Here is a 26511-nt window from a genome sequence, read left to right as displayed (position 1 = left end):
GCCTATTTATTATAAAAATAAGAATATAAAACAACTTTAAAATACTCATTATGAAAACTATAAAACTACGATTGATACTATTAACTTTAGTCATTTTTGCCAGCATAAATTATAACGCCATTTCACAAGTTGGTATAGGTGTAGAACCAGAAGCATCTGCAATGTTAGATGTAAGCTCTACAGATAAAGGGCTTTTAGCACCACGAATGACAACAGCACAAAAAAATGCCATATCGAGCCCAGCAGATGGCTTATTGGTGTTTGATACAGACGACAATGTATTTTGCTTTTTTGATGGTGTAAGCTGGGTAAGACTTATTAATGAAAATAGCACTAGTGATTATACAGGATGGGCTGATTATGTTGATGGAACTTACACTTCAGGAAGTCCTTTTACATTAGTAGCTAATACCAAAGTGACTTTACCTAATGATGCAAGTACGACTCGAGATAGTCAAAAACCGATAGATATAACAGAGTTTTATGATTCTGCTAATTCTAAAATAACAGGTAGAGATGGAGATGGTTTAAATGTAATGATAGAATTTAAAGTGAAACCAACTGCTAATAAAACCACTAAAATAACTGTAGCTATAGATATTGGAGGAGCAGTAGGAGAAATATATACAAGAGACTTTATAACTTCAAAAGGTGTAGGAATAGAGCATTTTTATTTGAGTTCTTTTAATACTTATACTTTAGATACTTGGGAAACAAATGGAGGAACAGTTAAAATAGAATCTGATTATTCTGCTGAGATTTACGATATAAGATATGTATTAACTAGAACCCATAAAGGAAGATAAACTTTTATCTATTTTAGTATGTTAACTTAACACGACTAAAAAACACAGAAGGTGCTACTTAAATAGATTTATATTTTACACCAGAGCGCTTATTGATTACATAAAAAGTATTGTAAATTTTCCCTATAATTAGTTAATAGCAGAGCGAGCTTACTTCAAATTGAAGTGGCTCGCTTTTTTTTAATTATAATAAAGAAGTATGTTTAATATTTTACTTGGATACAAATTATTTAATACAGTATTCTACATTAAATTTCCTAATCTAAGTTTTTAAACAAAATCCTAAATCTTATCTAATGCACTTGATTATAAAAAAAGCATTTTATATTTTCCTGATTCTAGTTTCAAGCAATTATGCGTTTTCTCAAGACATTCAAATTAATGTTTATGGTACTCTAATTGAAAAAGAGAGTTTGCAACCTGTTCCATATGCAACAGTAGTACTTTATGAAACTAATACAAAAGCGATTATTAAAGGCGTTACTTCTGATGATATTAGGTACAATTTCATTGGAAGCAGATAGTCAGGCACTTGATGAAATTGTTATTGAAGGAGAAGTGTCTAAAACGGTATTTAAGCTTGATAAGCCTGTGTTTAATGTTGGAAAAGATATTAGTAGCACAGGAGTTAGTACGTTAGAAGTACTAAATAATGTGCCTTCAGTAAATGTTAATATTGAAGCAGAGGTTAGCTTACGCGGAAGTTCTGGTGTGCAAATTCTTATTAATAGAAAACCGTCTGTATTGGCAGATGAATCTAGTAATACACTAGAACAATTACTGCTGATATGATTGAAAGTATTGAAGTGATTTATAGTGATGAAACCTACAGTTTTGATCAACGTGGTCGTTTTATAACTTTAGGAATTAGTTATGGTTTCGGAAAAGGAGAAGCGATGACGTATTCTGGTGGTAGAAGACGATAATTTTTACTAGATAAAATCTTGCTTTTAGCAAAACAAGACTTTAGCTTGCACTAAAGTCTCGTATAAGTTTTAATTATATTTAAAATACACGTTACTTTTCATTTAAGTAATACTTTTTCCGCAGCCAAAACGACACTCGGACTAATAGAATTAAAGCTGGAACCTCTACTAAAGGCCCAATAACTCCAGCAAAAGCTTGCCCAGAATTCAATCCGAAAACAGCAATAGCAACAGCAATAGCGAGTTCAAAATTATTACCTGCAGCAGTAAATGCAACAGCAGTTGTTTTGTCATATTCGGCTCCTGTAGCTTTGGTAAAGAAAAAGCCAATGATAAACATTAACGTGAAATAGATCAATAACGGAATGGCAATAATGAGTACATCCATTGGAATCTCAACAATTAATTCACCTTTTAATGAAAACATAATTACAATTGTAAATAACAGCGCAATTAAGGTTAGTGGAGAAATGGTTGGAATGAATTTCTGAGTGTACCATTCTTCACCTTTCATTTTTACTAAAATGAGTCGACTTAAAATTCCTAGTAAAAAAGGAATTCCAAGATAAATGGCTACACTTTCTGCAATGGTTCCTATTGAAATATCAACAATAGCACCATCAAAACCAAAATAGGGTGGAAGTACTGTGATAAAAAGCCATGCGTAAAAACTGTATGCAAAGACTTGAAAAATACTATTTAAAGCGACTAAACCAGCTCCATATTCGCTGCTGCCTTCTGCGAGGTCATTCCATACCAAAACCATGGCTATACAACGTGCCAAACCAATTAAAATAAGTCCAACCATATATTCAGGATAGTCACTTAAAAATGTGATTGCTAAAATGAACATCAACACAGGACCAATGATCCAATTTAGGATCAAAGAAATAGATAATATTTTCGTGTTCTTAAATACTTTTGGTAAAAGCGCATAATTCACTTTAGCTAAAGGAGGATACATCATTAAGATCAATCCGATAGCAATAGGAATATTCGTTGTTCCACTATTAAATGAGTTAATAATATCAGGAAATGTTGGAATAAAATACCCAAGGCCTACGCCAATAGCCATAGCAACAAAGATCCAAAGTGTAAGATTTTTGTCCAGAAAACTTAATTTTTTTACTGCCATTTTTTAGGAGTTGATTTGTGAGAAAATGTAAAATAATTCAGTTGCAATTTGCAGACTTCTTTCATTATATTTTTCAGCCTGTAGAGGTGTATTGTCAAATGCTTTTGGATCTTCAAAAGTGATAGGAATACGTTTTTCTGCTCCAGCAATAAACGGACAACCACCATCTGCTTGAGAGCAGGTCATGATTGCTACAAATTCAGATTTCGGATTAAAATCATCATCTAGCTTTTTAGAAAACCCGATGATAGGATGTTCGTTATCAGCATATTTAATACTGTAAATCGGGTTCTTCCCTTCAGAAATTGTTCTGACTTCAAACCCAGAATTTTTTAGTGTTTCTGCCACCATTGGAAACAATGCAGTTGCTTCTGTTCCTCCTGAATAACAAAACACATTTTTTATATTAAAGTAATTTGCCATAGTTTGTGCCCAAACTTGAGACAAATGACTTCTACGAGAATTGTGTGTGCAAATGAAATTGATTCGAACCACTTGATTAGACGACACTTTCGTCTGTATAAAATTAGTTAGTGGTTGCAAAACAGCTTTGCGCTCTTCAGAAATAGACTGAGAATCTAATCCTTTAATTAGGTTTTCAATATCTGAAAAGAGCGTTGATTGTGTTGTGATCATTTATATTGATGTTTTAAAATTAGCAACAACCGTTTCCAGGTGCACAAGAGTTTTCGGCTTGTACTTCAGACAATTTTAATTTAGGTTTTTCAGCCGAAATTCCACAATTGTCTTTTGCTAAGCAGTCGGTTTGTTTGGTCGTTAGTAAGAAGTTTTTTCCATCAAAATCAAGTCCGAATTTTCCAATAGTTTCCGCTTGATATTCTACTTCAATTTCTAAATCTTCGATGCCTAAAACTTTTTCTGAAAGCTCAATAATATGCAATAGTTTCTCAGGATGTAATCTGTGGTCATAATCATTTGCATTCCAAAGCTGAAAGTTTACAACTTCTTCGTTTCTTATAGTTCCTCCACAATCGATAAAGTGTTTTGTTATTTTACCAACTTCTGTAACATGGAAGTGACTTGGAACTAATTCTCCGTTTGGCAATTGAAATGATATGGTTTCCAATTGGTTCAATTCGTTTTTAATCTCTGATAGTTTCATAAGTATATTTGTTTATTGCGATTATACGATTAATGTGATCAAATTTTTTTATTAGCAACAATTTCCTTTAGTTATGTCTTGGTCTAAAAATTGGAACATTATTTTTTTCATATTTGTCCAATTTTCTGCGTCGATGCAATAGCAAACACTTGTGCCTTCTACGTTTCCTTTTATTAAGCCTAATTGTTTGAGTTCTTTTAAATGCTGCGATATTGTAGGTTGTGCAAGTCCGATTTGATTGACTAAATCACCACAGACACAACTGTCAATATTAAATAGATGCTGTAAAATTGCTACTCTTGCTGGATGTCCAAAGACTTTAGCGAATAAAGAAATTTTGTTTTGTTCATCGGTAAACATTTCTGTTTTTGCTAATCCCATTTTGTTGCTTTATTTGTTTATTGCAATATTACGATTAATATTTGGATTACAATATTGTTTTTAGCATAATTTATCGTTATAGTAGAAAAACAACACTTAAGAAGTGGTCTTTTTTTGTGTTATATTTGTAGTTGCATTTGTTAATATTTTTATACATAATTTATGAATGACTAAATCAGTTACAGCAGCTAAATGAGTACAACAGAACAAGCATTACAAGAACGTATAAAGGAGTTGACTTGTCTTTACGAGGTGTCATCTTTTATTGTAAATGCTAATGTTGAACTTATTGAAGAGACTTTAAAAGCGATTGCATTTAGTGTAAAAAAAGCATTTCAGTTTCCTAAAAAAACAGAGGTTACTATAATTACTGCTACACATTCAATTACTACAAATGATAATCTAAAAAAAACAGTTATAATTGATTCTGAAATTCATTTGTTTAATGAATCTAAAGGAAACATTAGTGCGCATTTGAATGCTTCAGAATATACTGCCAGTGATTTTTTAGTAGAAGAGCAATCTTTATTAAATAATGTTGCATTGAAACTCGGAAGCCTATTAGAGCGTATTGAAATTCAGAAAAATGAAACCTCTTTAAAGCGTCAGATGGAACATGCTGATCGTTTGGGTATTTTAGGTGAAATTACTGCTGGTATTGCTCACGAGTTGAATACGCCTTTAGCCAATATTTTAGGTTTTGCTGAATTATTAAAAAGTGATCTAAAAGCAAATGATAAATCTTTAGAGGATGTCGATAAGATTATAAAAAACGCCATTTTTTCTAGAGAAGTTGTAAAGAAACTCATGTTTTTCGCTTGTGAAATGCCACAAGAAATGAAGCGTGTTAATCTCATTCCAAATATTAAAAATTCAATTAATTTATTAGATGCTACGTTTAGAAAAGAACAGGTGAAATATCTGGTTAAAGTTGAGGATGACGAATTATGGTTGCGTGCAGATCCAATTCAGTTAACGCAGATTATTTTCAATTTATTAATGAATGCCATCTATTTTTCACCTAAAAATGGTTTAGTTACAATTGAAGCTAAAACCACAGCAAAAGACGTAATTCTTAAAATTTCTGATGAAGGAAAAGGATTTACAACTGAAGATTTAGACAAAGTATTTCAGCCTTTTTATACAACAAAACCTTTAGGAGACGGTTCTGGCTTAGGCCTAAGTGTTGTGCATGGTATTGTCGCTTCTCATAAAGGAATTATTACAGCTAAAAACAACCCAAATAAAGGTGCTATATTTACAATAACACTTCCTAAAGAATAAATAATAACGATGCAATTACGTAAAGAAAATATACTTATTGTAGACGATGATGTTAATATATTAGAACTATTACAACGTCATTTACAGTCATGGAATTATCACGTATTTAAAGCAATTTCAGTAAAAGAAGCTGTCACAATTTTACGAGATACGTCTATAGATTTATTAATTACGGATTTAAAAATGCCTGAAGTTGACGGTTTTGAACTCATTAAATTTGTATCAGAACATTATCCGAAATTACCAAAATTGGTTGTCACTGGTTATCCTTCCGTTCAAGATTCATTAGCAGCTATAAAATCTGGTGTAGTCGATTATTTAACGAAGCCTTTTACGAAAGAAGAATTAAAATCGGCTTTAGGGAAATCTTTAGTTATTTCTGAAGTAAAAATGCAACAATCAAAAGTGCTTTCCCAAAGAAAAAATAAAACCTATGGAGACATTATTGGAAACTCTGAAAAAATTAATGATGTTATTCAGATCATTGAACGTGTAAAAGATAATAAAGCAACAGTTTTTATTAAAGGAGAAAGTGGTACAGGAAAGGAATTAGTGGCTCGAGCAATTCATTATCAAGGCCAGTTTTCTAGAGCACCTTTTATTGCGGTAAACTGTGGTGCAATTCCAGAAAATCTTTTAGAAGCAGAATTGTTTGGTTATGTGAAAGGTGCATTTACTGGAGCAGAAACTAATAGAGAAGGATTTTTTCAAGCAGCAAATGGAGGTACTATTTTTTTAGATGAAATTGGAAATGCGTCACTTGCAGTGCAATCTCGATTATTGCGTGTTTTACAAGAAAAGGAAGTCGTTAAAGTAGGTACAACTAAGTCTGAAAAAATTGATGTGCGTATTGTTGCTGCTACAAATAGTGATTTGAAAGCTATGATTCAAAAACAAAGCTTTAGAGAAGATTTGTTTTATCGCTTGACTGTTGTAGAAATTGACATTCCGCCTTTACGAGAACGTAAAGATGATATTCAATTATTAGTCGATAAATTCCTCTTTAAATATGGTGTAGAATACAAAGATCGATTTATAAAAATTACACCTGAAGCTTTGACTGTTTTAAATCGTTATGATTGGCCAGGAAATATCAGAGAATTAGAAAACATCATACAGCGTGCAGTTATTATGTGCGATAAAGAAATTAATGTTGAGCATTTACCTGAGCATATAAAATACAATTTAAATTTCTCTTCAGAAAGCTTACAACCGTTAAAGGTTATTGAAAAACAATACATTGAGAAAGTATTAAGAGCAACTGGAAACAATAAAACAAAAGCTGCTGAAATCCTTCAAATAGATCGAAAAACCATTCGTCAAAAACTTTCGGAATAATTGCATAAAAACTGATACTTTTTTACTCGACTGGGTGATTTTGTCTCAGTTAATACATCTTCAACTTTCATGTTAATATAAACAAATCCCTTTGTTTAAAAGGGCTTTCTCGTTTTGGGATAATTTCAAAAAATGTTTTGGCATAAGCATTGCCTTTTGGTATGCGTAAGTAATACTAATTTTTTGAATATGAATCAATTTAATATTTGTCCGAGTTGCATGCATCGCAACAATTGCGTGTTAACTGCTCAAAAAGATAAGGTATGGTCTTGTAGCGAGTTCGATGAAGCTATACCAAATACACGCGATTTAGAACCAATACAAGAACAAACTTTAGAATTAGTTTAATAATTTAAGATTAACAATTATGATTTTTAGCACATTAATAGCAACAGTTTCAAATCGAAATTCCTCAGGAATAAAAATTAAAAACAAAAGTCCTAGAAGTAAATACATTAGTGATAAGTATCATGAAAGATCGATCATTAATCGTTATTTCAAATAAGAATTTTAAATACATACAAAATGGCAATAGCAACAGCAAAATTGAAAAAAGTAACCAAAAAAGTACCTGTTAGAGGTATGATGGATAATGTAATGGAGCAGTTTAATACAGCTGCAGACCAAATTAATTTACACCCAAATATTAGAAAAATATTAAGTATAACAAATAATGAGATTATTATAAATTTCCCAGTAAAAATGGATAATGGAGATGTAGAGATATTTACAGGATATAGAGTGCAACATAATAATGCATTAGGACCTTATAAAGGTGGATTGCGTTACCATCCAACCGTAGATATTGATGCAGCAAGAGCTTTAGCAATGTGGATGACTTGGAAAACATCTTTGGCAGGCTTGCCTTATGGAGGAGGAAAAGGAGGTATTAAAATAGATCCTTCAAAATATTCACATTCAGAACTAGAACGTATTACCAGACGTTTCACATTCGCCTTAGCAGATAATATTGGACCAGAACACGATATTCCTGCTCCAGACGTCAACACGAATAGTCAGACTATGGCTTGGATTGCTGATACTTACATGAGTACGCGTCCACCAGCAGAACGTACTGCCAATCAACATGTCGTTACTGGCAAGCCTGATGGAAGTGGAGGGTTAGAAGGTCGTGATAGAGCAACAGGATATGGTGTGTATTTGTCGATTAAGTTTTGGGCAGAAAAAAAGAGCGTGAGTTTAAAAGGTAAAAAGTTTATTGTTCAAGGCTTTGGAAATGTTGGCTATTGGGCTGCACATTTTTTAGAAAAAGATGGTGCAAAATTAGTTGCTGTTCAGGATGCTTTTGGAAGTATTCAAAATCAAAAAGGAATCACTGTTGAAGACTTATTTAAATACAGTCAAATCAATGATGGTAGTATTGTTGATTTTCCAAATGCGATGTCTGTTAAAAAGGAAGAATTCTTCACTTTAGATTGTGATATCTGTATTCCAGCAGCTTTAGGAAATCAGATTACTAAAAAGAACGCTTCAAAAATTAAAGCAAAACTTATTGCTGAAGGCGCAAATGGACCAACAAACGTTGAAGGAGAGAAGATTCTTCTAGAAAGAGGAATAAGTATTATTCCAGACATTTTATGCAATTCAGGAGGCGTTGTAGCTAGCTATTTTGAATGGTTGCAAAACCGAAATGGAGAGCTTTGGCAATTAGATGAAGTCATGACAAAACTAGACAAGAAATTAAAAGAATCTTTTGATAAAGTCTATGCGTATTCTGAACGTGAAGCCATGGATATGCGAACTGCCGCTTTTTGTATTGCTATTGAGCGTATAGAAAAAGCCTATGTACAAAGAGGAATTTTTCCATAAATTTTAAAATCGATGCAAATGAAGTACGGAAGTTTAATATTAGAAAAAAAAGAATATGTGTATTTAAAACGCATATTAAATATTTCAGGTTATGCTGAAGATCATGAAGTTCAAAAATCACTTATGAAATTAGTTGAAGAGCTAAAAAGTGCTCATATAGTTGATGAAGAAGACATGCCAAGCGACATTATAAGATTTAATAGTGAAGTGACAATAACTTTTGAAAGTGGATTAGTTAAAACATTACAAGTCGTTATTCCATTAGATAAGGATTTAAACAAAAATAAAATTTCTGTTCTAACACCAATGGGTTCTGCATTAATTGGGTATTCAAAAGATGATACAATTATATGGGATTTCCCAGGAGGAAAACAGCAGTTAAAAATAACCAATGTTACTCAAGAAGAAACCTTAAGTGGAATAAATATATAGCATAAATGAAATGATTATGACAAATTTAAATACAGAAATATTTACTCATGATTCTGATGTTGATGTGACACATAAAATCAACACCATGGAACTTGATAATTGGACGAACCATTTAAAATACATCAAAAAAGAATTGATCAACCTTATAAGCATTTGTAATAAGGATTTAAAAAGCAAAATTGGTGATGATAGTGTCGCTGAACGTTTAAAGAAAAAAGAAGTTGAAAATGAAGCCTTATTAAATGCACTTCGTAAATATGCTAATTCTAGGTCTAATATTGTAGAGTGTGAAGATACACAATGCGATATGGCTTATATCACTGAGCATGAAAGCTATCGCAAAAGTTATTTATATCACTTAGATAAATATAGAAGACTTAAAGATGAATTTTTTAATAAAGTACAAGGGAAATTAACGCTTTTAAAAACAAATTAATTATGCCTTTTTAATCTTTTGAATACTCTTTCAATATATAAAATCGATATGCATAGGAGACTGTGTATACAAAAAGACTTGAGCGAATTATGCTTATGGATTGACATGCTAGAGTATGTTAATACCGAACTAAATCATTTTAATAGTGTTGAAAAACAACTGATTCATAATACTTCAATATCAACAGCAATTCAAGCCATACGTAGAAAGAATGTTTTAAACATGGCAACGTTATGTAAGTATGAACAAGAACTTAAAAAAGAGTATGAATACGGAAAAGTAGAATATGATTTGACAAGATCTAAAATACATGAACAAAAACGCGACAACTATTTGAAATATATAAAAGAATTTAACGCGTTTAAGAATCAATTCTATGCCATACTAAAAAAGTATCGAAGAAAATAATAAGTATCTTTCTATAAGTATTGCCCTAAACAAAGTATGAAGTAGCATAGAATTATTACTCTATCAAATAGCATTTTAAAATTATATTTGGAAGCTTTTTGCTTATATAATTTGAAGAAATCACTAACTATTATTGTATCATTTTTTTGTTCCTTTTACACTTACTCTCAAGTAGGTATAGGAACAGTTGCACCTGATGATTCTGCAATATTAGAAGTTTCATCAACAAACAAAGGACTTTTGCTACCACGTATGAATGAGGTACAACGCGATGCAATTTCTAACCCAGCCATCGGATTACTTATTTATCTGATAGAAGGAACTCAGCAATGTTTGCAAGTGTACAATGGAACCAGTTGGGAAAATATTTATTGTCCAACCACTAATACAGCTCCAACAGCTATAAATCTTGCCGTTAGCGGAACATTAAATGTAGCAGCAAATTTAACAGCGTCTTATACGTATCAAGATGCAGATTCAGATGCAGAAGACACTTCAATATATCAATGGTATCGTGCTGATGATGCTTCTGGAACAAATGAAATTGCTATTTCTGGAGCAACGAGTTTAAATTATACATTAACAACTACTGATGAAAGCAAATATATAAGTTTTGGTGTAACTCCTATAGCTGTAACAGGTGCTTTAACTGGATTAGAAGTTAAAAGTAATTATGTTGGAGCAATTGGACCCGAAAATACTAGTACTGTTCGAATTAACGAATTTCATTACGACAACATTAACACTGATGTTAATGAGTTTGTTGAAATTAGAATCACTGGAAATTCAGGAAGTCAACCAGTTGATTTAACACAATATACAGTGACGCTTTACAATGGTTCTAATGGAATGTCTTATGACACGGAAACTTTTGATAACCTTATACAAACTTGTGATGCCTCAAATTGTTATTATGTATGGGATGCTATAACAATTCAAAATGGAGATCCCGATGGAATAGCCATTAGTGGACCTTCTGGACTTATCGAGTTTTTAAGTTATGAAGGGGTTTTTACTGCAGTAGATGGTATTGCAACTGGTGTAACAAGTGTTAATATAGGTGTTAATGAAACAAATTCAACAGACGAAAATGCTGCGCTTGAAAGAGCAATAGATGGTACTTGGAGCCTAAGTGCTAGTTCAAACACAAAAGGAACAGTAAATAGTTTATGAGAAAAATATGCGTTTTACTTTTAGTACTATTATTATCTACTTCAGTTTTTTGTCAAGTAGGTATTGGAACAGAAACTCCTGACGATTCCGCAGCGCTTCATATGGAAAGTACAACGCAAGGCTTTCTTCCTCCACGAATGAATTCGGAAGAACGTGATGCAATTTTAGTAACCAGCACATCTAAAGGACTTATTATTTTTAATACAGACTCTAATGTGCTCAATATTTTTGATGGTGTAACTTGGCATGCTATTGTACAAACGGAACAGATTTGTAACACAGCTACTACATTTACTGAGTTTTTAACTTGTTTGCAAACTAATTTTACGCCAAATCAAACTATAGGATATAGTAATGCAAGAGATGTTTTGTACAGCGCAGTAGACATGGATCAAGCTACTCAAGAATTGAAAGGGATTTATTCAAATTATACCATTGTGATGGATTACTCTACAGATCCAGATCCTTCAATTCATGCGTTTAATTTAGGTATCAATGCTGAACATGTTTTTCCACAAAGTATGGGAGCAGGTGATGAGCCAGCTAGAAGTGATATGTTTAATATTTTTCCGTCAAGAATACAAGTGAATTCATCTCGAGGTAATTGTCCGTTTAATGAGATTATAGATAGCGACACAGAATCGTGGTTTTATTTAAATCAACAATTAAATACCATACCAACTTCCAATATAAATCTTCATACCGAAGTTGATCAAGATCATTCATATCCTTTGCTTTCTGGAACTCAACAATGCTCAATTGAACCACAAGAGAATAAAAAAGGTGATATAGCTAGAGTCATATTCTATTTTTATACAATTTACAACGCTACAAATGTAAATTCTTATACCTCATATGCTAATGAAGATTTTTTTAATTATATGAAAGATGTATTGTTAATTTGGAATATAAATGATCCAATTGATCAAATAGAAATTGATAGGAATACTAAAATTGAGACGTATCAAGGGAATAGTAACCCATTTGTTTTAGATAGTACATTAGCGCAACGAATGTTTAATTAGTTTGTATATCTGAAACGAATATATTTGTATGTGTCTATGTTTCATGTAAATTACCAGTTAAACAACTTTTAAAATGATTACACTTAAACAATTAGCAGAACAATTAAACGTATCAATTTCTACTGTTTCAAAAGCATTGCACAATAGTGAAGAAATAAGTCCAGATACTATTGTACGTGTTAAGGCACTTGCAAAACACCTTAATTATAAACCTAATAAGGTCGCTATTAGTCTTAAAAACAGTAAAACAAATACAATAGGAGTAATTATACCTGATATTCTGAATCACTTTTTTGCAAAAGCACTTTTAGCAATCGAAAAGGAAGCATCTAAACAAGGTTATAACATTATTACATGTTTGTCTAACGAAAAAAAGACTAAAGAAATTAATAGCCTTAATTTATTATCAAATGGAAGTGTAGATGGTTTTATAATGTCTATTGCTGAAGAAACTCAGGTTGCAAACAATGTAGACCATATTAATGCCATTCTTCTTCAAAATATACCAGTTGTTTTATTTGATCGCGTTTCAGATAATATTGCATGTGATAAAGTAATTATTGATGATTTCGGAGCCGCTTATGAAGCCACCAAACATTTACTTTCTGAAGGTAGAAAACATATTGTTTTAATTGGTGATATTCAAGATTTAAGCGTTGGTAAACTAAGGGTTAACGGTTATGCTGAAGCTTTAAAAGAAACATCAAATTATATAAACGAACCTGTTGTTGTTTCAATAAATAAAGACAATTTGATTGATGAAACGATTCAAGATGTCTTTAAAAAACACCCTTCAGTAGATGGCATTATTTCAATTGATAATACGTCTGGTGTTGTTGCACTTCAAAAGGCTCAAAAATTGAATTACAATATTCCTAAAGACCTATCTATAATTGGTTTTTCTGATGAGAATGTACTTCAGTTTACCGATCCAAAATTGACTACTATTTCTCAGCATACTTTAGATATTGGTAAAGCATCTGTAAAACTTCTTCTTGATCGATTAAATAATAAAAAACAAATAGCATCTAAAACTAAAACAATTAAAACCAAGTTGGTATTAAGAGGTACAACAAAATAAAGCTATTTTACGACCTTCAATTGTATTCTTTACTAATTACAATCAATAATAGACTTTTCTAAGCTTTTTAAATGCCTTATATTTAAGCATAAATTGATTTTATGTTAGAAGAATTAAAGACAAATTACGGCTATTTATTTGAAGATGAATTACTTAAAGAGATAAGCAATGTAGGTGCATATAAAGAAATACCTGAAGGATTTCAACTGATCTCAATTGGAGATTATATTAAATCTATGCCACTTTTACTAAGTGGAGCAATTAAAATTTTAAGAGAAGATTCTAAAGGAGAAGAACTTATTTTATATTTTATTGAGCAAGGAGACACGTGTGCCATGACCTTATCTTGTTGTTTAGGAAATTCTAAAAGTGAAATTATGGCTGTTGCTGAAACAGATGCCAAACTTATTATGATTCCTGTTCAAAAAATGGAGCAGTGGTTAGGTAAATATAAAAGCTGGCAAAAATTTATTTTGCAGAGTTATCATGATCGTATGACAGAATTACTTCAAGCTATCGATACCATTGCTTTTTTAAAACTAGATGAACGTTTATTTTTATATTTAAAAGATAAAGCAATGGTTAATCATAATGATGTCATACATGTAACTCATCAAGAAATTGCTCAAGATCTTCATACGTCACGTGTCGTAATATCGAGATTACTAAAAAAATTAGCGATTAATGGTAAAATCGAGCTACAGAGAAATAACATTAAAATTATAGATCTATAAAAGCTACTTTTGTTACTAAACACTATATAAATTCGGTTTAGCTTTGCAAGAAATGATTACTACATGGATATACAACAATTGTTAGGATATTTTGGAGCACTTTTAATTGGTGTTGTTTTAGGCCTTGTTGGAGGTGGAGGCTCTATTTTAACCGTTCCGATTTTAGTGTATTTAATGTTTATTAATCCAGTAACTGCTACTGCTTATTCTTTATTTATTGTTGGAGTTTCTGCTTTTGTTGGTGCCATTAGAAATATACAAAAAGGATTAGTAGATTTTAAAACGGCAATTGTATTTGCAATTCCTGCTTTTATCGCAGTTTATACTACACGTAGATATTTAATGCCAGCTATTCCCGAAGAATTGTTTTCAATTGATTCATTTATTATGACCAAAAACATTGCAATCATGCTGTTTTTCGCTTTAATAATGTTAGTCGCTTCTATTTCAATGATTAGAAACAAACGAAGCGATTTAGATGAAGAAACAGTAATTACATATAACTTTCCATTAATAATAATTGAAGGTATCGTTGTAGGTGTTTTAACTGGAATTGTTGGTGCTGGTGGCGGATTTTTAATTATTCCAGCTTTAGTATTACTAGCAAAATTACCAATGAAAAAAGCCGTTGCAACATCACTATTAATAATTGCAATTAAATCACTTATTGGCTTTATTGGTGACGTTGAGAATTTAGAAATCGATTGGTCGTTTTTATTAACTTTTACGGGTTTATCTATTATTGGTATTTTTCTAGGAATCTATTTATCAAAGTTTATAGAGGGAAAAAAATTAAAGAAAGGTTTCGGTTGGTTTGTTTTGTTAATGGCTGTTTACATTCTTTGGAAAGAACTATCATAAGATGAAAATATTCAATGAATCATATTGGGACAATCGCTATAAATCTCAAGATATAGGTTGGGATTTAGGCGAAATTTCAAAGCCATTAAAAGCTTACATAGATCAACTCAATAATAAGTCTATTAAGATCTTAATTCCTGGAGGTGGCAATTCTTATGAAGCTGAATACATATTCAAAAAAGGGTTTGAAAACGTTTTTGTGGTAGACCTCTCAAAAACGGCTTTAGATAACGTATTAAACAGAGTTCCAGAGTTTCCAAAACACCAATTAATTCAAGGTAACTTTTTTGATTTAGAACAGACTTTCGATTTAATTATAGAACAAACCTTTTTTTGTGCGTTACATCCTAGTTTGAGATTCAAATATGTGGCAAAAATGAACAATATATTGTCTGATAAGGGCAAACTAGTTGGTTTATTATTTAATATGCCATTATGCAATGATCATCCTCCATTTGGTGGTTCTAAACAAGAATATCTTGAATATTTTGTCAGTTGTTTTAACATACGATTAATGGATAAAGCTTTCAATTCACATAGGTCAAGAGCAAATAAAGAATTGTTTTTTATTTTGGAAAAAAAAACAAATGACAATTAATTCTATTTGTAGTTAGAATACAATATTTTTCTTATTTGCTGACATATATCATAGTAGATATCTATGAACTGATATATTTTTATAGCATAAAACAATAACCAAATTTTAATATTATGATATCACAAAGCATTGCATTATACAATTGGAATAACGGCGTTATAATGATCGCAATTTTCGGAATAGTGTGTCTGGTTCTTATTGGATTATTGGTGAAATTTATGACGACTAGCGATAGAGATAAGGAAGATCCTAAAGAAAGATGATTTGAGTTTTCTTATCTTACAATATGTATCTTATAATCGATTTTATTATCCATTCGAATAAATTATTTTCTAGATACAAATAATCAACTTATATTTAAGTTGATTATTAGCACATTTGATTCCAACCAACTAAAGTGTCAATTATGTTATGCTATAATCGTATTCTAAATTTTAAGATTCTCTTTTTTATTGGTCTTTTTTCACTTTCATTTTTAAATGCTTTTGGACAATTACCACTTGGATATACAGCTTCCGAAGTTCAAAATAATTACAACACTATTATGGGTGTTGTTTTTAATGAAGATGGTACAAAAATGTTTGTTTGGGAAAAAAGAGGTCACGTATATGTCTCCAATTGGAACGGAACTCAATATATAAAGCAAGCCACTCCTGTTCTTGATATTTCTGATGAAGTTGGAGATTGGAGAGATTTTGGATATCAAAGCTTTTGCCTTGATCCAGATTTTGAAACCAACGGTTTAGTTTATATGTATTATATGGTTGACAGAGAGCATCTAATGAATTTTGGAACTCCGAGTTATGATGCCAATGACAATGATTATTATGAAGCTACAATTAGCCGAGTTACACGCTACCAATTAAACATAGGTAGTAATCCATTGACTACAAATTACAATTCAAGAGCTGTTCTTTTAGGAGAATCTGTTTCAACAGGAGTGCCTTTAACTCACGAATCTCATGCTGGTGGAACTGTAATATTTGCCAATGATGGCACATTACTAGTGTCTACAGGTGATAATGCCAGTTACAATTCTGTCGATACAGGAAGTGCTAATGAAACGTATTGGCAACAAGCTATTAACGATGGCATTTTGCGACCTGAGGAAAATGTTGGTGCATTTAGAGCTCAAATGATTACATCGCTTTGTGGTAAAGTATTACGCTTAGATCCTAATACAGGTGATGGTGTACCTTCAAATCCGCATTATAATGTATCAGATCCGCGTTTACCAGAATCTAGAATGTGGGCAATGGGTTTACGTCATCCATTTAGAATGTCAATTCAACCTAATAGTGGAAGTACTAATCCTGCCGATGGAAATCCTGGTATTATTCAAGTGGCTGATGTAGGTTGGGGAACTTGGGAAGATTTACACATTTTTGATAAAGGTGGACTAAATGGTGGTTGGCCTTTGTATGAAGGTTTAACGAAACATAATGGCTATTATAATAGTGGAACAACAAATCCAGATGAAGGAAATATACTCTTTGTAAATAATTGTCCGCAGCCAACAAATTTTACCGATAATGCAAATCCTGCTTTAAGACGTTTTGTTCACGACAGACCAGAAGTCGCTTGGAAACATGGCGGAAGTAATGAAGCTCGTGTGCCTTGGTTTAATGGTACAGCACCAACAGATCCTCGAGTAGGTACTGCAAGCTCACCAACTACTGGAATTCAGTTTAGAGGAAATACTGCCATAGCAGGAATTTATATCGATGGAAATGCGTTAGGTAGTAGTATGAATGGGAAGTATTTATTTACAGATTATGTGCGTAATTGGATAAATGTGGCAACACTAACAGATGGAACACTCAATTGGATAAGTGATATTTCTGAATTGGCTCCAATAAACTTTGGTGATGGAATTGTGCATATGATGCAAAATCCGCTAGATGGGTTTATCTATTATGTTAATATTTTTAATGGAACTTTATATAAGATATCTTTTGAAGGACCAACATGGACAGTCGAACCTACTGATTTAACTTTAGAATGTGATACAGTTTCTAATCCTTCAGAGGAATTTAATAATTGGTTAGCTAGCTTTTCAGGTACTGTTTTATGTGGAAATGTATCGCTTACAAATGATAATTCAGGGCTAAATATTTTATGTGGTTCATCGGCTTCAGAAACTGTAACTTTTACTTTAGCTGATGACTGCGGAAATGAAATCACAAAACAAGCTACATTTACTATAGAAGACACTAGTAATCCAACGTTTATTGAAGCTTTACCATCAAACGTAACTGTAGAGTGTGATAACATTTCAACAGCTGTAATACTAACTGCAAGTGATACTTGTGGAACAGCCTCAGTGTCTTTTTCAGAAAGTACTGCAGAAGGAACATGTTCAGGAGCATATACAATCACAAGAACCTGGATAGCAACAGACGAATGTCTTAATGCAACTACTCACGTACAAACGTTAACGGTTGAAGATAATACAGATCCTATTTGGAATCAAATACCAACAGATATGACAGTGCTTTGTTCTGCTAATAATCAAATTGAATACGACAATTGGCTTAATAGTTTTTCAGGAACTGATAGTTGTGGAACTGTACTAGTATTTAGTGATGCACCAGCAATTATTTCATGTCCAGATTCTGTGTTGGTAACATTTGTGTTAACAGATAACTGCTCAAACACATCTATTGGTTCAGCAACATTTACAGTTGAAGACACACTAGACATTCCAATCATTGAGGATGCAAATATTATTATGTACCCTAATCCAACTGAAAAGTATGTTTTTATAACAGGGTTAAAAGGAGAGAGCATACTTGAGGTTTATAATATCACTGGTCAAAAGGTAATGACAAGTAAAATAATTAATGGAAGGCAAATTGAATTTGATTTGAATTCAGGCCTTTATTTGGTGAAAATAATATCGGGAACCAAAACAGATATAAAGAAATTAATTGTTAAATAAATTCTGCTGTAACATTTTATATGTTTTGACGTCAAATAGGTGTAATCAATCAAAAAAAATCATGAGACAAGATAATCAACTTATAGTTTTAACACATTTAAGCCAATTACTAACCTTTATTACAGGTTTTGGTGGATTGTTAGTACCATTAGTTATTTGGCTTACTCAAAAAGAAAATGTATACAAAATGGATGAACAAGGAAAACATATTTTAAACTTCCAGATTAGTATGCTAGTTTATAGCTTAATATGTATCCCATTAATATTGGCATTGGGATTAGGTATTGTAGGATTATTAATCTTATGCTTTTTGTCATTTATCTATCCAATTATAAATGCTATTAAAGCAAGCCATGGAGAAACACCAAAATATCCTTTATCTCTTAATTTTATTAGTTAGTTATATTTTATATAGAGATAAATTAAAACGCTCACTTATTAAAGTGAGCGTTTTTACATTATAAGATATAAGTTGATCTTAGTTATTTAACATTACTGGCATTACCAACATCGTTACTTGTTCACCTTCATCTAAACCGTCAACAGGAGTTAAAATCCCTGCTCTGTTTGGTAAACTCATTTCTAATTGTACTTGATCTGCATTTAAGTTGTTTAACATTTCAGTTAAGAAACGAGAGTTAAAACCAATCTGCATATCATCACCTTGATAATCACAAGTTAAACGTTCTTCTGCTTTGTTCGAGTAATCAATATCTTCAGCAGAAATATTTAATTCTGAACCAGCAATTTTTAAACGAATTTGATGCGTTGTTTTATTTGAAAAAATACTCACACGACGTACGGAATTTAAAAACTGAGTTCTATCAATAGTTAGCATATTTGGATTCTCCTTAGGAATGACCGCTTCATAATTTGGATACTTTCCATCAATTAAGCGACAAACCAATACCGAATTTTCAAAAGTGAATTTAGCATTAGAATCATTATACTCAATTGTTAAAGCGTCATCATTAGTTGCTAAAATTCCTTTTAAAAGATTTAAAGGTTTTTTAGGCATAATGAATTCTGCAACTTGATCTGCTTTTATATCTTCACGTGTATATTTGACAAGTTTATGTGCATCTGTGGCAACAAAAGTTAACCCTTCTGTAGAAAACTGAAAAAACACACCACTCATTACTGGACGTAAATCGTCGTTTCCTGCAGCAAAAATAGTTTTGCTTATAGCAGTTGCTAAAATGTCTCCTGCAATAGTCGTTGTACTAGGATTGTCAAGCTCAATAGCCTTTGGAAACTCATTTCCATCAGCATAAGCTAATGCATACTTACCATGATTTGAACTGATTTCAACAGTATTGTTGTCTTCAACAACAAAAGTTAAAGGTTGCTCAGGAAAGGTCTTTAATGTATCTAAAAGTAATCGGGCTGGCAATGCAATACTTCCATCTTGATCGCTTTCTACATCTAAAGTAGATGACATTGTGGTTTCAAGATCACTAGCAGATACTGTAAGTTTTGACTCTTTAAGTTCAAAAAGAAAGTTATCTAAAATAGGAAGTGTATTAGAATTATTAATAACACCACCTAATACTTGTAGTTGTTTTAGTAAATATGTACTGGATACAATAAATTTCATGAGCAAATTATATAATAGAATTGAACAACAAATATATTTTAATAAACTGATAATATTAAGTCTTATTTATACAATTTTATTAACACTTAGTCTTTAAGCATTTATATCGCATTTATTACCGTTTTGAATTTTAGATTTTATGAATAATTAACAGTTGTTAGTTTTTTACTTCTAAATGATTTATTTTTATAAAAAAATTTAATTTTATGAAAAAAAGTACATTAAAAATACATGTCGTACTTGCACTATGTTTGTGTATTTCTTCAAATTTATTTGCGCAAACACCTGTACAAAAAAAAGCAATTGCAGATTCTTATGATCAAGAATTATTAGCTGATCTTGCTATTAAATATTCAAGAACTTTTAAAGAAGATTTTGAAGCCGCTAAGGCATATGCTGCCGCAAATAATATTCCAGTTTATATTCATAAAGAAAATGGAGGAATATCAGTATTGCATAAAGTATTAGAAGATGGTACCTTGCTTTATACATCTACAACTAATCAAGGTGCTGCAAGAACAATAAAAACAAATAAGTTGTATCCTGGTCCAAGTCCTTTAGATTTAGAAATTGAAGGAGATGGTATTGTTATGGGAATTTGGGATGGTGGATTGGTATTATCTACTCACGAAATGCTTGAAGGTAGAGTCGTACAAATTGATGATGCAATTACACTTAGTGAGCATGCAACACATGTGTCTGGTACTATGATTAGTTCAGGAGTTCAACAATCGTCTGCAAAAGGTATGGCGCCTAAAGCAACGTTGCTTGCTAGTGATTTTGGGAATGCCTTTTCAGAAATGATAGATCAAGCTGCTGCAGGACTTATTTTATCTAATCATTCCTATGGTACAAATATTAATGCTGTTCCTGTACAACATTTAGGAGCTTATACTAATCAATCTAGAACTTTAGATCAGCTACTATTTAACACACCTTATTATACAACGGTTTGGTCTGCAGGTAATGATAGAAATGATGGTTTTAATCCAGGTGACAATGGGTATGATCTTTTAACCGATACTGCTAATTCAAAAAACAATATCGTTGTTGCTGCTGTTAATCAAGTTAATAATTATACTGGTCCAGAAAGTGTGGTGATGTCAAACTTTAGTAGTTGGGGACCAACAGATGATGGAAGAATTAAGCCAGATATTTCTGCAAAGGGAGTTGATACCTATTCTTCAATCTCTAGTGCAAATGATGCTTATGGTTTTTTAAGTGGTACCTCTATGGCTGCTCCAAGTGTTACTGGTACTTTAGCTTTATTACAAGAACTTTATAGTGATATTCATGGTGATTTTATGAAATCTGCGACAGTAAGAGCGTTAATTATTCAAACTGCTTTAGAAGCAGGTTTAGAGCCAGGACCAGATTTTAGATTTGGTTGGGGTTTATTAAATGCTGAAGCTGCTGCTCAAGCACTATTAGACGAAGGCTTTGAATCACTAATCAATGAACGTACATTGTCGAATTCTGATACTTACACTAAAACTGTTACATCTAATGGTGTTGATCCTTTAGTCGTAACAATTGCATGGACAGATCCTCCCGCAATTACTACAACTATTGAAGATGATCCAAATCCAAGATTAATAAACGATTTAAATCTAGAGTTAGAAGATGCAGGCGGAATCCTACATTATCCTTGGAAATTTGTTCCAGGTTTTACTTCAAGCCCACCTTTTAAAGGTGTTAATAATATTGATAATGTTGAAAAAGTTGAGATTGATGTTCCTGCTGGAGATTATATCATTAGAGTATCTCATGTTGGTACTTTACTTAATGGCTCTCAAGATTATTCTCTGATTGCTACTGGTATTTTAGAATCTGATTTCACATACACACCAGATAATATTAGTAAAGAAATATGTTCGGACCAAGTTGCACAATATGAATTTAACTATGAATCAAGTGATACTTATACTGGACCAACAACTTTAACTGCTAGTGGTTTACCTGCTGGAGCTGTTGCTACTTTTACACCTTCAGTAATTACTGCTGATGAAGATTTTATACTTGAAATTTCTGGTTTAGGTGCTGTAAGTGGTGGAAACTATCCTTTTACAGTAATAGCAACTGGACCATCATTTGTAAAAGAAACTGATTTGGAATTAGAAGTTTTAAGCGCTATTCCTTTAAATAATGCTGTTTTAGAATATCCAAATAATGGAGATACTAATGTTTATATTTATCCTACATTAACTTGGGATGGAGATGTGAATGCTACAGAATATTTCGTTGAAGTGTCTTCTGCATCTGATTTTTCTACAATTGTTTTTGAATCTACAACAACTGAAACTAATATAGCTGCTTCTGGATTAGTCGATAACACACAGTATTATTGGAGAGTTAAACCGGCATCTGAGTGTCTTGAAGGCAGCTATACTAATGCATCTTTTACTACTGAAAACTTAAGTTGTTCTTCTATAGTTTCTGCTCAAGATACACCATTAGCTATAACTCTTGTACCTAATGAAATTCAATCTGTTGTCACGATACCTCCAAGTGAGAATGTTTTAATAGGAGATATTAATGTTACTGTTCTTATGAACCATTCATATTTAGCAGATTTAACAATAAGTTTAATCAGTCCTGAAGGAACTGAAGTGATTTTAATGAATGGAGCTTGTGGTGAAGAACAAAATATAAATGTAATTTTTGACGATAGCGGAATTGAATTTGAATGTGCTGATGCAACTCCATCTATATCTGGTGTGATGAGAGGTCAAAATTTAATGTCACCTTTTATTAATGAAAATTCAGAAGGAGATTGGACTTTAAAAATTGTGGATAGCTATGATGGTGATGGTGGTGTTTTAGCCAATTTTGCAATTGAATTTTGCGAAACTGCAGGACCTCTAAGTATTGCAGATAACACATTAGAAGGATTTGAATTATTTCCAAATCCAGCAAAAGATTATTTCGAATTCTCGTTACAAAATCAATTTAGTAATGTAAGACTCGGTGTATATGATATTAATGGTAGAGCGTTAATTTCTAAATCGTTTAATAGTCAGGAAAGAAAAATTGTTGATACGACAAGTTTATCTGCTGGAATTTATTTAGTAGAAATCAATAGTGGTAATCAAAAAGGAGTAAAGAAGTTAATTATTAAATAATATTCAATCCATCTCATTTATAAAAAAGACCACATGTATTGTGGTCTTTTTTTATATGAGGTAAATTAATTAGTCGTAAATACTGAAAAGTTTAAATATAGATACCTAACGATTAGTTACGAGTAAGATTAGCATGACTAAAGGTTTAAAACACTTATATTGAATATAAAATTAAGAAGTATACTTTCTTTTTCTTATATAACTAAATACAAACCCAAATAGCGCTAGAATCATTAATGGCAAAGCAATATTAACAATTTGCCATTTGCTTTTTTCTTTTTCAATTTTTATTGGATCTAAAAACTGTAGAGCAACTTCCTTTGTTCTAATTTGTATCAATCCGTCGTTATTCAATAAATAATTGACTGCATTTTCAAGAAATTCAGAATTCCCAAAACGTCGACCAGTCATTCGATCAAAACCTAATTCTTGTGGTTTATTTTTAATGACTTCATTTTTAATAACATCACCATCAGCAATTACAATCATTTTTGTCGAAACACTATTCACCTTGTCATTATCTAATTGAAATGGTTTTACTCTATTTTTATAAACAGATGTAAAATTACCTTCTAACAAAACGGCTAATGATTGATACGGATTTATATAAGCTTTTGGGTCTGGTTCTTGAGTCACGATTTCTAAATCAACTTCACTAGGTACTCCAACTAGCCTAGTTAATTTAGAACTTCTTAATAAAATGGTTTTTTCTACCGAATTCTTCAAGGTGTCAATCTGACTCGAGAAATCAAAACGAACAGGATTGATATTCGTTGTAATTGGGTGATTTGGATTATTTGCTGCTAATGGAGAGTATGGCCATTGTACTGGTTGAAACTGTGCATTACTGCCTTCACCAATAGCCAGTGTAATTGGAGCAGAGTAGAGGTCGTTAACCATTACAGGATTCACACGAACACCATATTTAAAAAAGAAATCATTGAGGTTCAAATCTTTCATTATAGCGACTGCCTTTCCAGAATTATTATACAAACTATCTTGATCCATGATAACAGCTTCGGTCAGCCAAAGGCTTTTTCCGCCATTCATTGTATATTGATCTAATACATATTTCTCGGCTTCAGTAAAAGGCTCCATTGGTTTGGCCGAAATAATCAAATCATAAGTTTTGATATCGTTTAATGTCTTCTGCGGATTACTAGCAACACTATCTAATGTAAAAGGCGCCAAAAAATAATGCTCACCAAGTTTTCTAAGAAAGTCTGCAACATAAGCATCTTGTAATTGAGTATTACCTCTTAATATAGCTATTTTTTTATTTTTTGGAGTGACTAACTTTTTAAAAGCTTCTGCGAAAACATATTCTAAATTTTGAATAGAACCATTAACCAGTTCTTGATCTGTAGCTCCAATTTTGTTTTTTATTAAAGGAACTATAACCGTTTGCTCATTATAGCTTGCCAAAGCCCAAGGAATAACAACTTCTTGTGAGGTTTTACCATTTTCTTGAACCGAAATCTGAAAAGGTTGCATGCCACGTTGTGCTAACTGTTCAATTCTTTGCTGACGCGTAGATTCGTCATCTAAAGCGTTAATAAAATTGAACTTTAGATTGTCATTTGAAACAGCAAATTCTTCAAGAATCTGTTGTGTTTCATTTCTAAGTCGTCTAAACTCTGAAGGAAAATCACCTTCCAAAAACACATCAACAATGATTGGTGCATCTACGGATTCGATGGTTTTTTTAGCGGCTTCAGAAAGCGTATAACGCTTATCTTGAGTTAAATCAAAACGCTTATATACTTGACTAGAAATTAGATTAATCACAATAATTGCGACCAATGTAACTCCAATGATTATGATATGTTTCTTATTCTTTATCATTAAATTTTATAGGTTCTTTGAAAGTGTTTATCATATCAACTTTATCGTTTATAAAAACGATTTCAATGCATTCTTTTTCTGTATTAAAAGCTCCAGGTTCAATTCCTAAACTGTAATTCCATTTATTTGCATCATGATCTTTTGTTGCATCGTCCCAACTTAACCATTCATACATTCCTAAACGTGTACTTATTTCAGTTTTAGATTCACCAATTAAAGCTTTAGAATACATCATATCATCAAAAATCTCATAACGTAAAGCTGGTTTTTCAATCCATAATTCTGAAGTAAAATACTTCTGATGATGGTAATTACTAAATATATTAATCATTGGATACACCATGTAAAAATAGATAAAAGGTGTACTAATTAAACTGACCAAAAATGTTAACCATTTACGCTTGTCTATTGTGTTAACAAACAGAAAAACGAGTACAAATACAATGCACATTAAAATCACTAAGGATGCCGTAATTATCATTGATTGGCACGTTTAACATTCAATGTTGTTGCTACTACAAATAAAGCGGTTATACTTAAAAAGTATATGATGTCTCGTGTATCTAAAACACCTCTACTCATGCTTTTAAAGTGCGACTCCATTCCTAATCTTTCAATATAAAGAACATCTCCAAATATTTTATAATCTGATAAACCTTCAAATCCGAAATAGAAAAAAAAGCAAATAAATACAGCGATTATGAATGCCACAATTTGATTATCTGAAAGACTTGAAGCAAATACACCAATGGCAGTATATGCAGCAACTAAAAACAGCAATCCAAAATAAGAACCTAAAACACTTCCTATATCTAAGTTCCCTTCTGGATTACCCAATTTGGAAATGGTATACACATATAATAAGGTTGGAATTAACGCAATAATAATCAAGATCAATGCACCTAAGTATTTGCCAAGAACGATATTAAAATGACTAATAGGTTTAGTCAATAATAACTCTAGTGTACCTTGCTTTTTCTCATCTGCAAAACTTCTCATTGTAACTGCTGGAACTAAAAAAACAAGAATCCATGGCGCTAATAAAAAGAAGCTTGATAAATCGGCAAAACCATTATCAAGAATATTAAATTGGCCTTTAAACAACCAAAGAAACAAACCGTTTAGCAATAAAAAAACAGCAATAACTAAATAGCCAATTGGCGAAGCGAAAAATGTGTTGATTTCTTTTTTTAGGATGGCAAACATTTAATTGTCGTTTAACTGTTTTATATAGGTTCTTAATTTAATGATTTTAACACTATAAAAGAAAACAAGTGTTACACTATACACTGAGGCAATAAGACTAATTATTTGAGGAATTGGCTTTTTGCTTCCAAGTCGGTTATAAAGCACTGATATAATTAATAATACAATCCAAATCGCAAATGATCGTATTATTTTATTCCATGTATTTTTTAATTCGTTTTCAGTCATT

The 26511-nt window shown here is 31.7% G+C and carries 30 protein-coding genes; 21 read left to right on the top strand and 9 right to left on the bottom strand.

Features of this window, described 5'->3' with window-relative positions; translation table 11 throughout:
• The first annotated feature begins 50 nt into the window (after window positions 1-50).
• The 4 genes from MUN68_RS07840 to MUN68_RS07825 all read left to right on the top strand — a co-directional run bounded on the left by MUN68_RS07840 (window position 51) and on the right by MUN68_RS07825 (window position 1732).
• Window positions 51-806, top strand: a complete 756-nt coding sequence (locus tag MUN68_RS07840; RefSeq protein ID WP_249994769.1) for a hypothetical protein — start codon at window positions 51-53, stop codon at window positions 804-806.
• Window positions 807-1102: 296 nt separating this feature from the next.
• Window positions 1103-1330: a hypothetical protein gene (locus MUN68_RS07835; RefSeq protein ID WP_249994768.1), complete on the top strand. Its 228-nt coding sequence runs from the start codon at window positions 1103-1105 to the stop codon at window positions 1328-1330.
• Window positions 1296-1598, top strand: a complete 303-nt coding sequence (locus MUN68_RS07830; protein ID WP_249994767.1) for a hypothetical protein — start codon at window positions 1296-1298, stop codon at window positions 1596-1598. The genes MUN68_RS07835 and MUN68_RS07830 overlap by 35 nt, the downstream gene beginning before the upstream one ends.
• Window positions 1595-1732 carry a hypothetical protein gene (locus tag MUN68_RS07825; RefSeq protein ID WP_249994766.1) on the top strand — a complete coding sequence of 46 codons (138 nt, stop codon included), beginning with the start codon at window positions 1595-1597 and terminating at the stop codon, window positions 1730-1732. Before MUN68_RS07830 ends, MUN68_RS07825 begins: the two co-directional genes overlap by 4 nt.
• A 91-nt stretch (window positions 1733-1823) precedes the next feature.
• On the opposite strand, the gene arsB is transcribed toward MUN68_RS07825, so the two are convergent.
• Genes arsB through MUN68_RS07805 form a run of 4 tightly spaced genes read right to left on the bottom strand, consistent with a single transcriptional unit; the run spans window position 1824 to window position 4371 of the window.
• The gene (gene arsB, locus MUN68_RS07820) at window positions 1824-2867 is read right to left on the bottom strand and encodes an ACR3 family arsenite efflux transporter (RefSeq protein WP_249994765.1); all 1044 of its coding nucleotides are present in this window, start codon (window positions 2865-2867) and stop codon (window positions 1824-1826) included.
• A gap of 3 nt (window positions 2868-2870) precedes the next feature.
• Window positions 2871-3503, bottom strand: coding sequence for an arsenate-mycothiol transferase ArsC (locus MUN68_RS07815; protein ID WP_249994763.1), 633 nt, complete (start codon window positions 3501-3503; stop codon window positions 2871-2873).
• 19 nt (window positions 3504-3522) lie between these two features.
• Window positions 3523-3990, bottom strand: coding sequence for a DUF6428 family protein (locus MUN68_RS07810; protein ID WP_249994762.1), 468 nt, complete (start codon window positions 3988-3990; stop codon window positions 3523-3525).
• 51 nt (window positions 3991-4041) lie between these two features.
• Entirely contained in the window at window positions 4042-4371 is a 330-nt protein-coding gene (locus tag MUN68_RS07805) for an ArsR/SmtB family transcription factor (protein ID WP_249994761.1), read from the bottom strand.
• A gap of 192 nt (window positions 4372-4563) precedes the next feature.
• On the opposite strand from MUN68_RS07805, the gene MUN68_RS07800 reads away from it, so the two are divergent.
• From MUN68_RS07800 to MUN68_RS07725, 16 genes are all read left to right on the top strand, one after another.
• Window positions 4564-5655: a sensor histidine kinase gene (locus MUN68_RS07800; RefSeq protein WP_249994760.1), complete on the top strand. Its 1092-nt coding sequence runs from the start codon at window positions 4564-4566 to the stop codon at window positions 5653-5655.
• A gap of 9 nt (window positions 5656-5664) precedes the next feature.
• On the top strand, window positions 5665-6993 hold the full coding sequence (locus MUN68_RS07795) for a sigma-54-dependent transcriptional regulator (RefSeq protein ID WP_249994758.1): 1329 nt from the start codon (window positions 5665-5667) through the stop codon (window positions 6991-6993).
• A 189-nt stretch (window positions 6994-7182) separates the two neighbouring features.
• Window positions 7183-7341 (top strand): hypothetical protein, encoded by a 159-nt coding sequence (locus tag MUN68_RS07790; protein ID WP_249994757.1) that lies wholly within the window; start codon window positions 7183-7185, stop codon window positions 7339-7341.
• Between the two features lie 177 nt (window positions 7342-7518).
• The gene (locus MUN68_RS07785) at window positions 7519-8823 is read left to right on the top strand and encodes a Glu/Leu/Phe/Val family dehydrogenase (protein WP_249994755.1); all 1305 of its coding nucleotides are present in this window, start codon (window positions 7519-7521) and stop codon (window positions 8821-8823) included.
• A gap of 18 nt (window positions 8824-8841) precedes the next feature.
• Window positions 8842-9255 (top strand): GreA/GreB family elongation factor, encoded by a 414-nt coding sequence (locus MUN68_RS07780; protein WP_249994752.1) that lies wholly within the window; start codon window positions 8842-8844, stop codon window positions 9253-9255.
• A gap of 16 nt (window positions 9256-9271) precedes the next feature.
• Window positions 9272-9691 (top strand): hypothetical protein, encoded by a 420-nt coding sequence (locus MUN68_RS07775; protein ID WP_249994750.1) that lies wholly within the window; start codon window positions 9272-9274, stop codon window positions 9689-9691.
• 78 nt (window positions 9692-9769) lie between these two features.
• Window positions 9770-10099, top strand: coding sequence for a hypothetical protein (locus tag MUN68_RS07770; protein WP_249994747.1), 330 nt, complete (start codon window positions 9770-9772; stop codon window positions 10097-10099).
• 111 nt (window positions 10100-10210) lie between these two features.
• Window positions 10211-11272, top strand: coding sequence for a lamin tail domain-containing protein (locus tag MUN68_RS07765; protein WP_249994744.1), 1062 nt, complete (start codon window positions 10211-10213; stop codon window positions 11270-11272).
• Window positions 11269-12297, top strand: a complete 1029-nt coding sequence (locus tag MUN68_RS07760; protein WP_249994741.1) for an endonuclease — start codon at window positions 11269-11271, stop codon at window positions 12295-12297. Before MUN68_RS07765 ends, MUN68_RS07760 begins: the two co-directional genes overlap by 4 nt.
• Before the next feature lie 73 nt (window positions 12298-12370).
• Complete coding sequence (locus MUN68_RS07755; protein WP_249994737.1) at window positions 12371-13378, top strand: LacI family DNA-binding transcriptional regulator; 1008 nt, start codon at window positions 12371-12373, stop codon at window positions 13376-13378.
• A 101-nt stretch (window positions 13379-13479) separates the two neighbouring features.
• Window positions 13480-14112: a Crp/Fnr family transcriptional regulator gene (locus MUN68_RS07750; RefSeq protein WP_249994734.1), complete on the top strand. Its 633-nt coding sequence runs from the start codon at window positions 13480-13482 to the stop codon at window positions 14110-14112.
• Window positions 14113-14175: 63 nt separating this feature from the next.
• Window positions 14176-14973 (top strand): sulfite exporter TauE/SafE family protein, encoded by a 798-nt coding sequence (locus tag MUN68_RS07745; RefSeq protein WP_249994732.1) that lies wholly within the window; start codon window positions 14176-14178, stop codon window positions 14971-14973.
• Window position 14974: 1 nt separating this feature from the next.
• Window positions 14975-15571 carry a TPMT family class I SAM-dependent methyltransferase gene (locus MUN68_RS07740; RefSeq protein WP_249994729.1) on the top strand — a complete coding sequence of 199 codons (597 nt, stop codon included), beginning with the start codon at window positions 14975-14977 and terminating at the stop codon, window positions 15569-15571.
• Window positions 15572-15684: 113 nt separating this feature from the next.
• The gene (locus MUN68_RS07735; RefSeq protein WP_249994727.1) at window positions 15685-15834 is read left to right on the top strand and encodes a hypothetical protein; all 150 of its coding nucleotides are present in this window, start codon (window positions 15685-15687) and stop codon (window positions 15832-15834) included.
• 143 nt (window positions 15835-15977) lie between these two features.
• Window positions 15978-18512 (top strand): PQQ-dependent sugar dehydrogenase, encoded by a 2535-nt coding sequence (locus tag MUN68_RS07730; RefSeq protein ID WP_249994724.1) that lies wholly within the window; start codon window positions 15978-15980, stop codon window positions 18510-18512.
• A gap of 61 nt (window positions 18513-18573) precedes the next feature.
• A complete protein-coding gene (locus MUN68_RS07725) occupies window positions 18574-18912 on the top strand; it encodes a DUF4870 domain-containing protein (RefSeq protein WP_249994722.1) in 339 nt (112 codons plus the stop codon).
• Window positions 18913-18990: 78 nt separating this feature from the next.
• Here the strand turns inward: MUN68_RS07725 and dnaN are convergent, their stop codons facing one another.
• Window positions 18991-20109 carry a DNA polymerase III subunit beta gene (gene dnaN, locus MUN68_RS07720; protein ID WP_249994719.1) on the bottom strand — a complete coding sequence of 373 codons (1119 nt, stop codon included), beginning with the start codon at window positions 20107-20109 and terminating at the stop codon, window positions 18991-18993.
• A 206-nt stretch (window positions 20110-20315) separates the two neighbouring features.
• On the opposite strand from dnaN, the gene MUN68_RS07715 reads away from it, so the two are divergent.
• Entirely contained in the window at window positions 20316-23231 is a 2916-nt protein-coding gene (locus tag MUN68_RS07715) for a S8 family serine peptidase (RefSeq protein WP_272792429.1), read from the top strand.
• A 171-nt stretch (window positions 23232-23402) separates the two neighbouring features.
• On the opposite strand, the gene gldG is transcribed toward MUN68_RS07715, so the two are convergent.
• Genes gldG through MUN68_RS07695 form a run of 4 tightly spaced genes read right to left on the bottom strand, consistent with a single transcriptional unit; the run spans window position 23403 to window position 26510 of the window.
• On the bottom strand, window positions 23403-25076 hold the full coding sequence (gene gldG / locus MUN68_RS07710; RefSeq protein ID WP_249994717.1) for a gliding motility-associated ABC transporter substrate-binding protein GldG: 1674 nt from the start codon (window positions 25074-25076) through the stop codon (window positions 23403-23405).
• Window positions 25063-25557 (bottom strand): hypothetical protein, encoded by a 495-nt coding sequence (locus MUN68_RS07705; RefSeq protein WP_249994714.1) that lies wholly within the window; start codon window positions 25555-25557, stop codon window positions 25063-25065. Before MUN68_RS07705 ends, gldG begins: the two co-directional genes overlap by 14 nt.
• Complete coding sequence (gene gldF, locus MUN68_RS07700) at window positions 25554-26282, bottom strand: gliding motility-associated ABC transporter permease subunit GldF (RefSeq protein WP_249994712.1); 729 nt, start codon at window positions 26280-26282, stop codon at window positions 25554-25556. The genes MUN68_RS07705 and gldF overlap by 4 nt, the downstream gene beginning before the upstream one ends.
• The gene (locus tag MUN68_RS07695) at window positions 26283-26510 is read right to left on the bottom strand and encodes a hypothetical protein (protein ID WP_249994710.1); all 228 of its coding nucleotides are present in this window, start codon (window positions 26508-26510) and stop codon (window positions 26283-26285) included. It lies immediately after the preceding gene.
• Between the last annotated feature and the right edge of the window lies 1 nt (window position 26511).

The sequence above is a fragment of the Psychroserpens ponticola genome, assembly GCF_023556315.2.
Classification (GTDB): domain Bacteria; phylum Bacteroidota; class Bacteroidia; order Flavobacteriales; family Flavobacteriaceae; genus Psychroserpens; species Psychroserpens ponticola.
The sequence above is the reverse complement of the archived record's forward strand: the minus strand, read 5'-3'. Positions and strand labels throughout refer to the sequence as shown.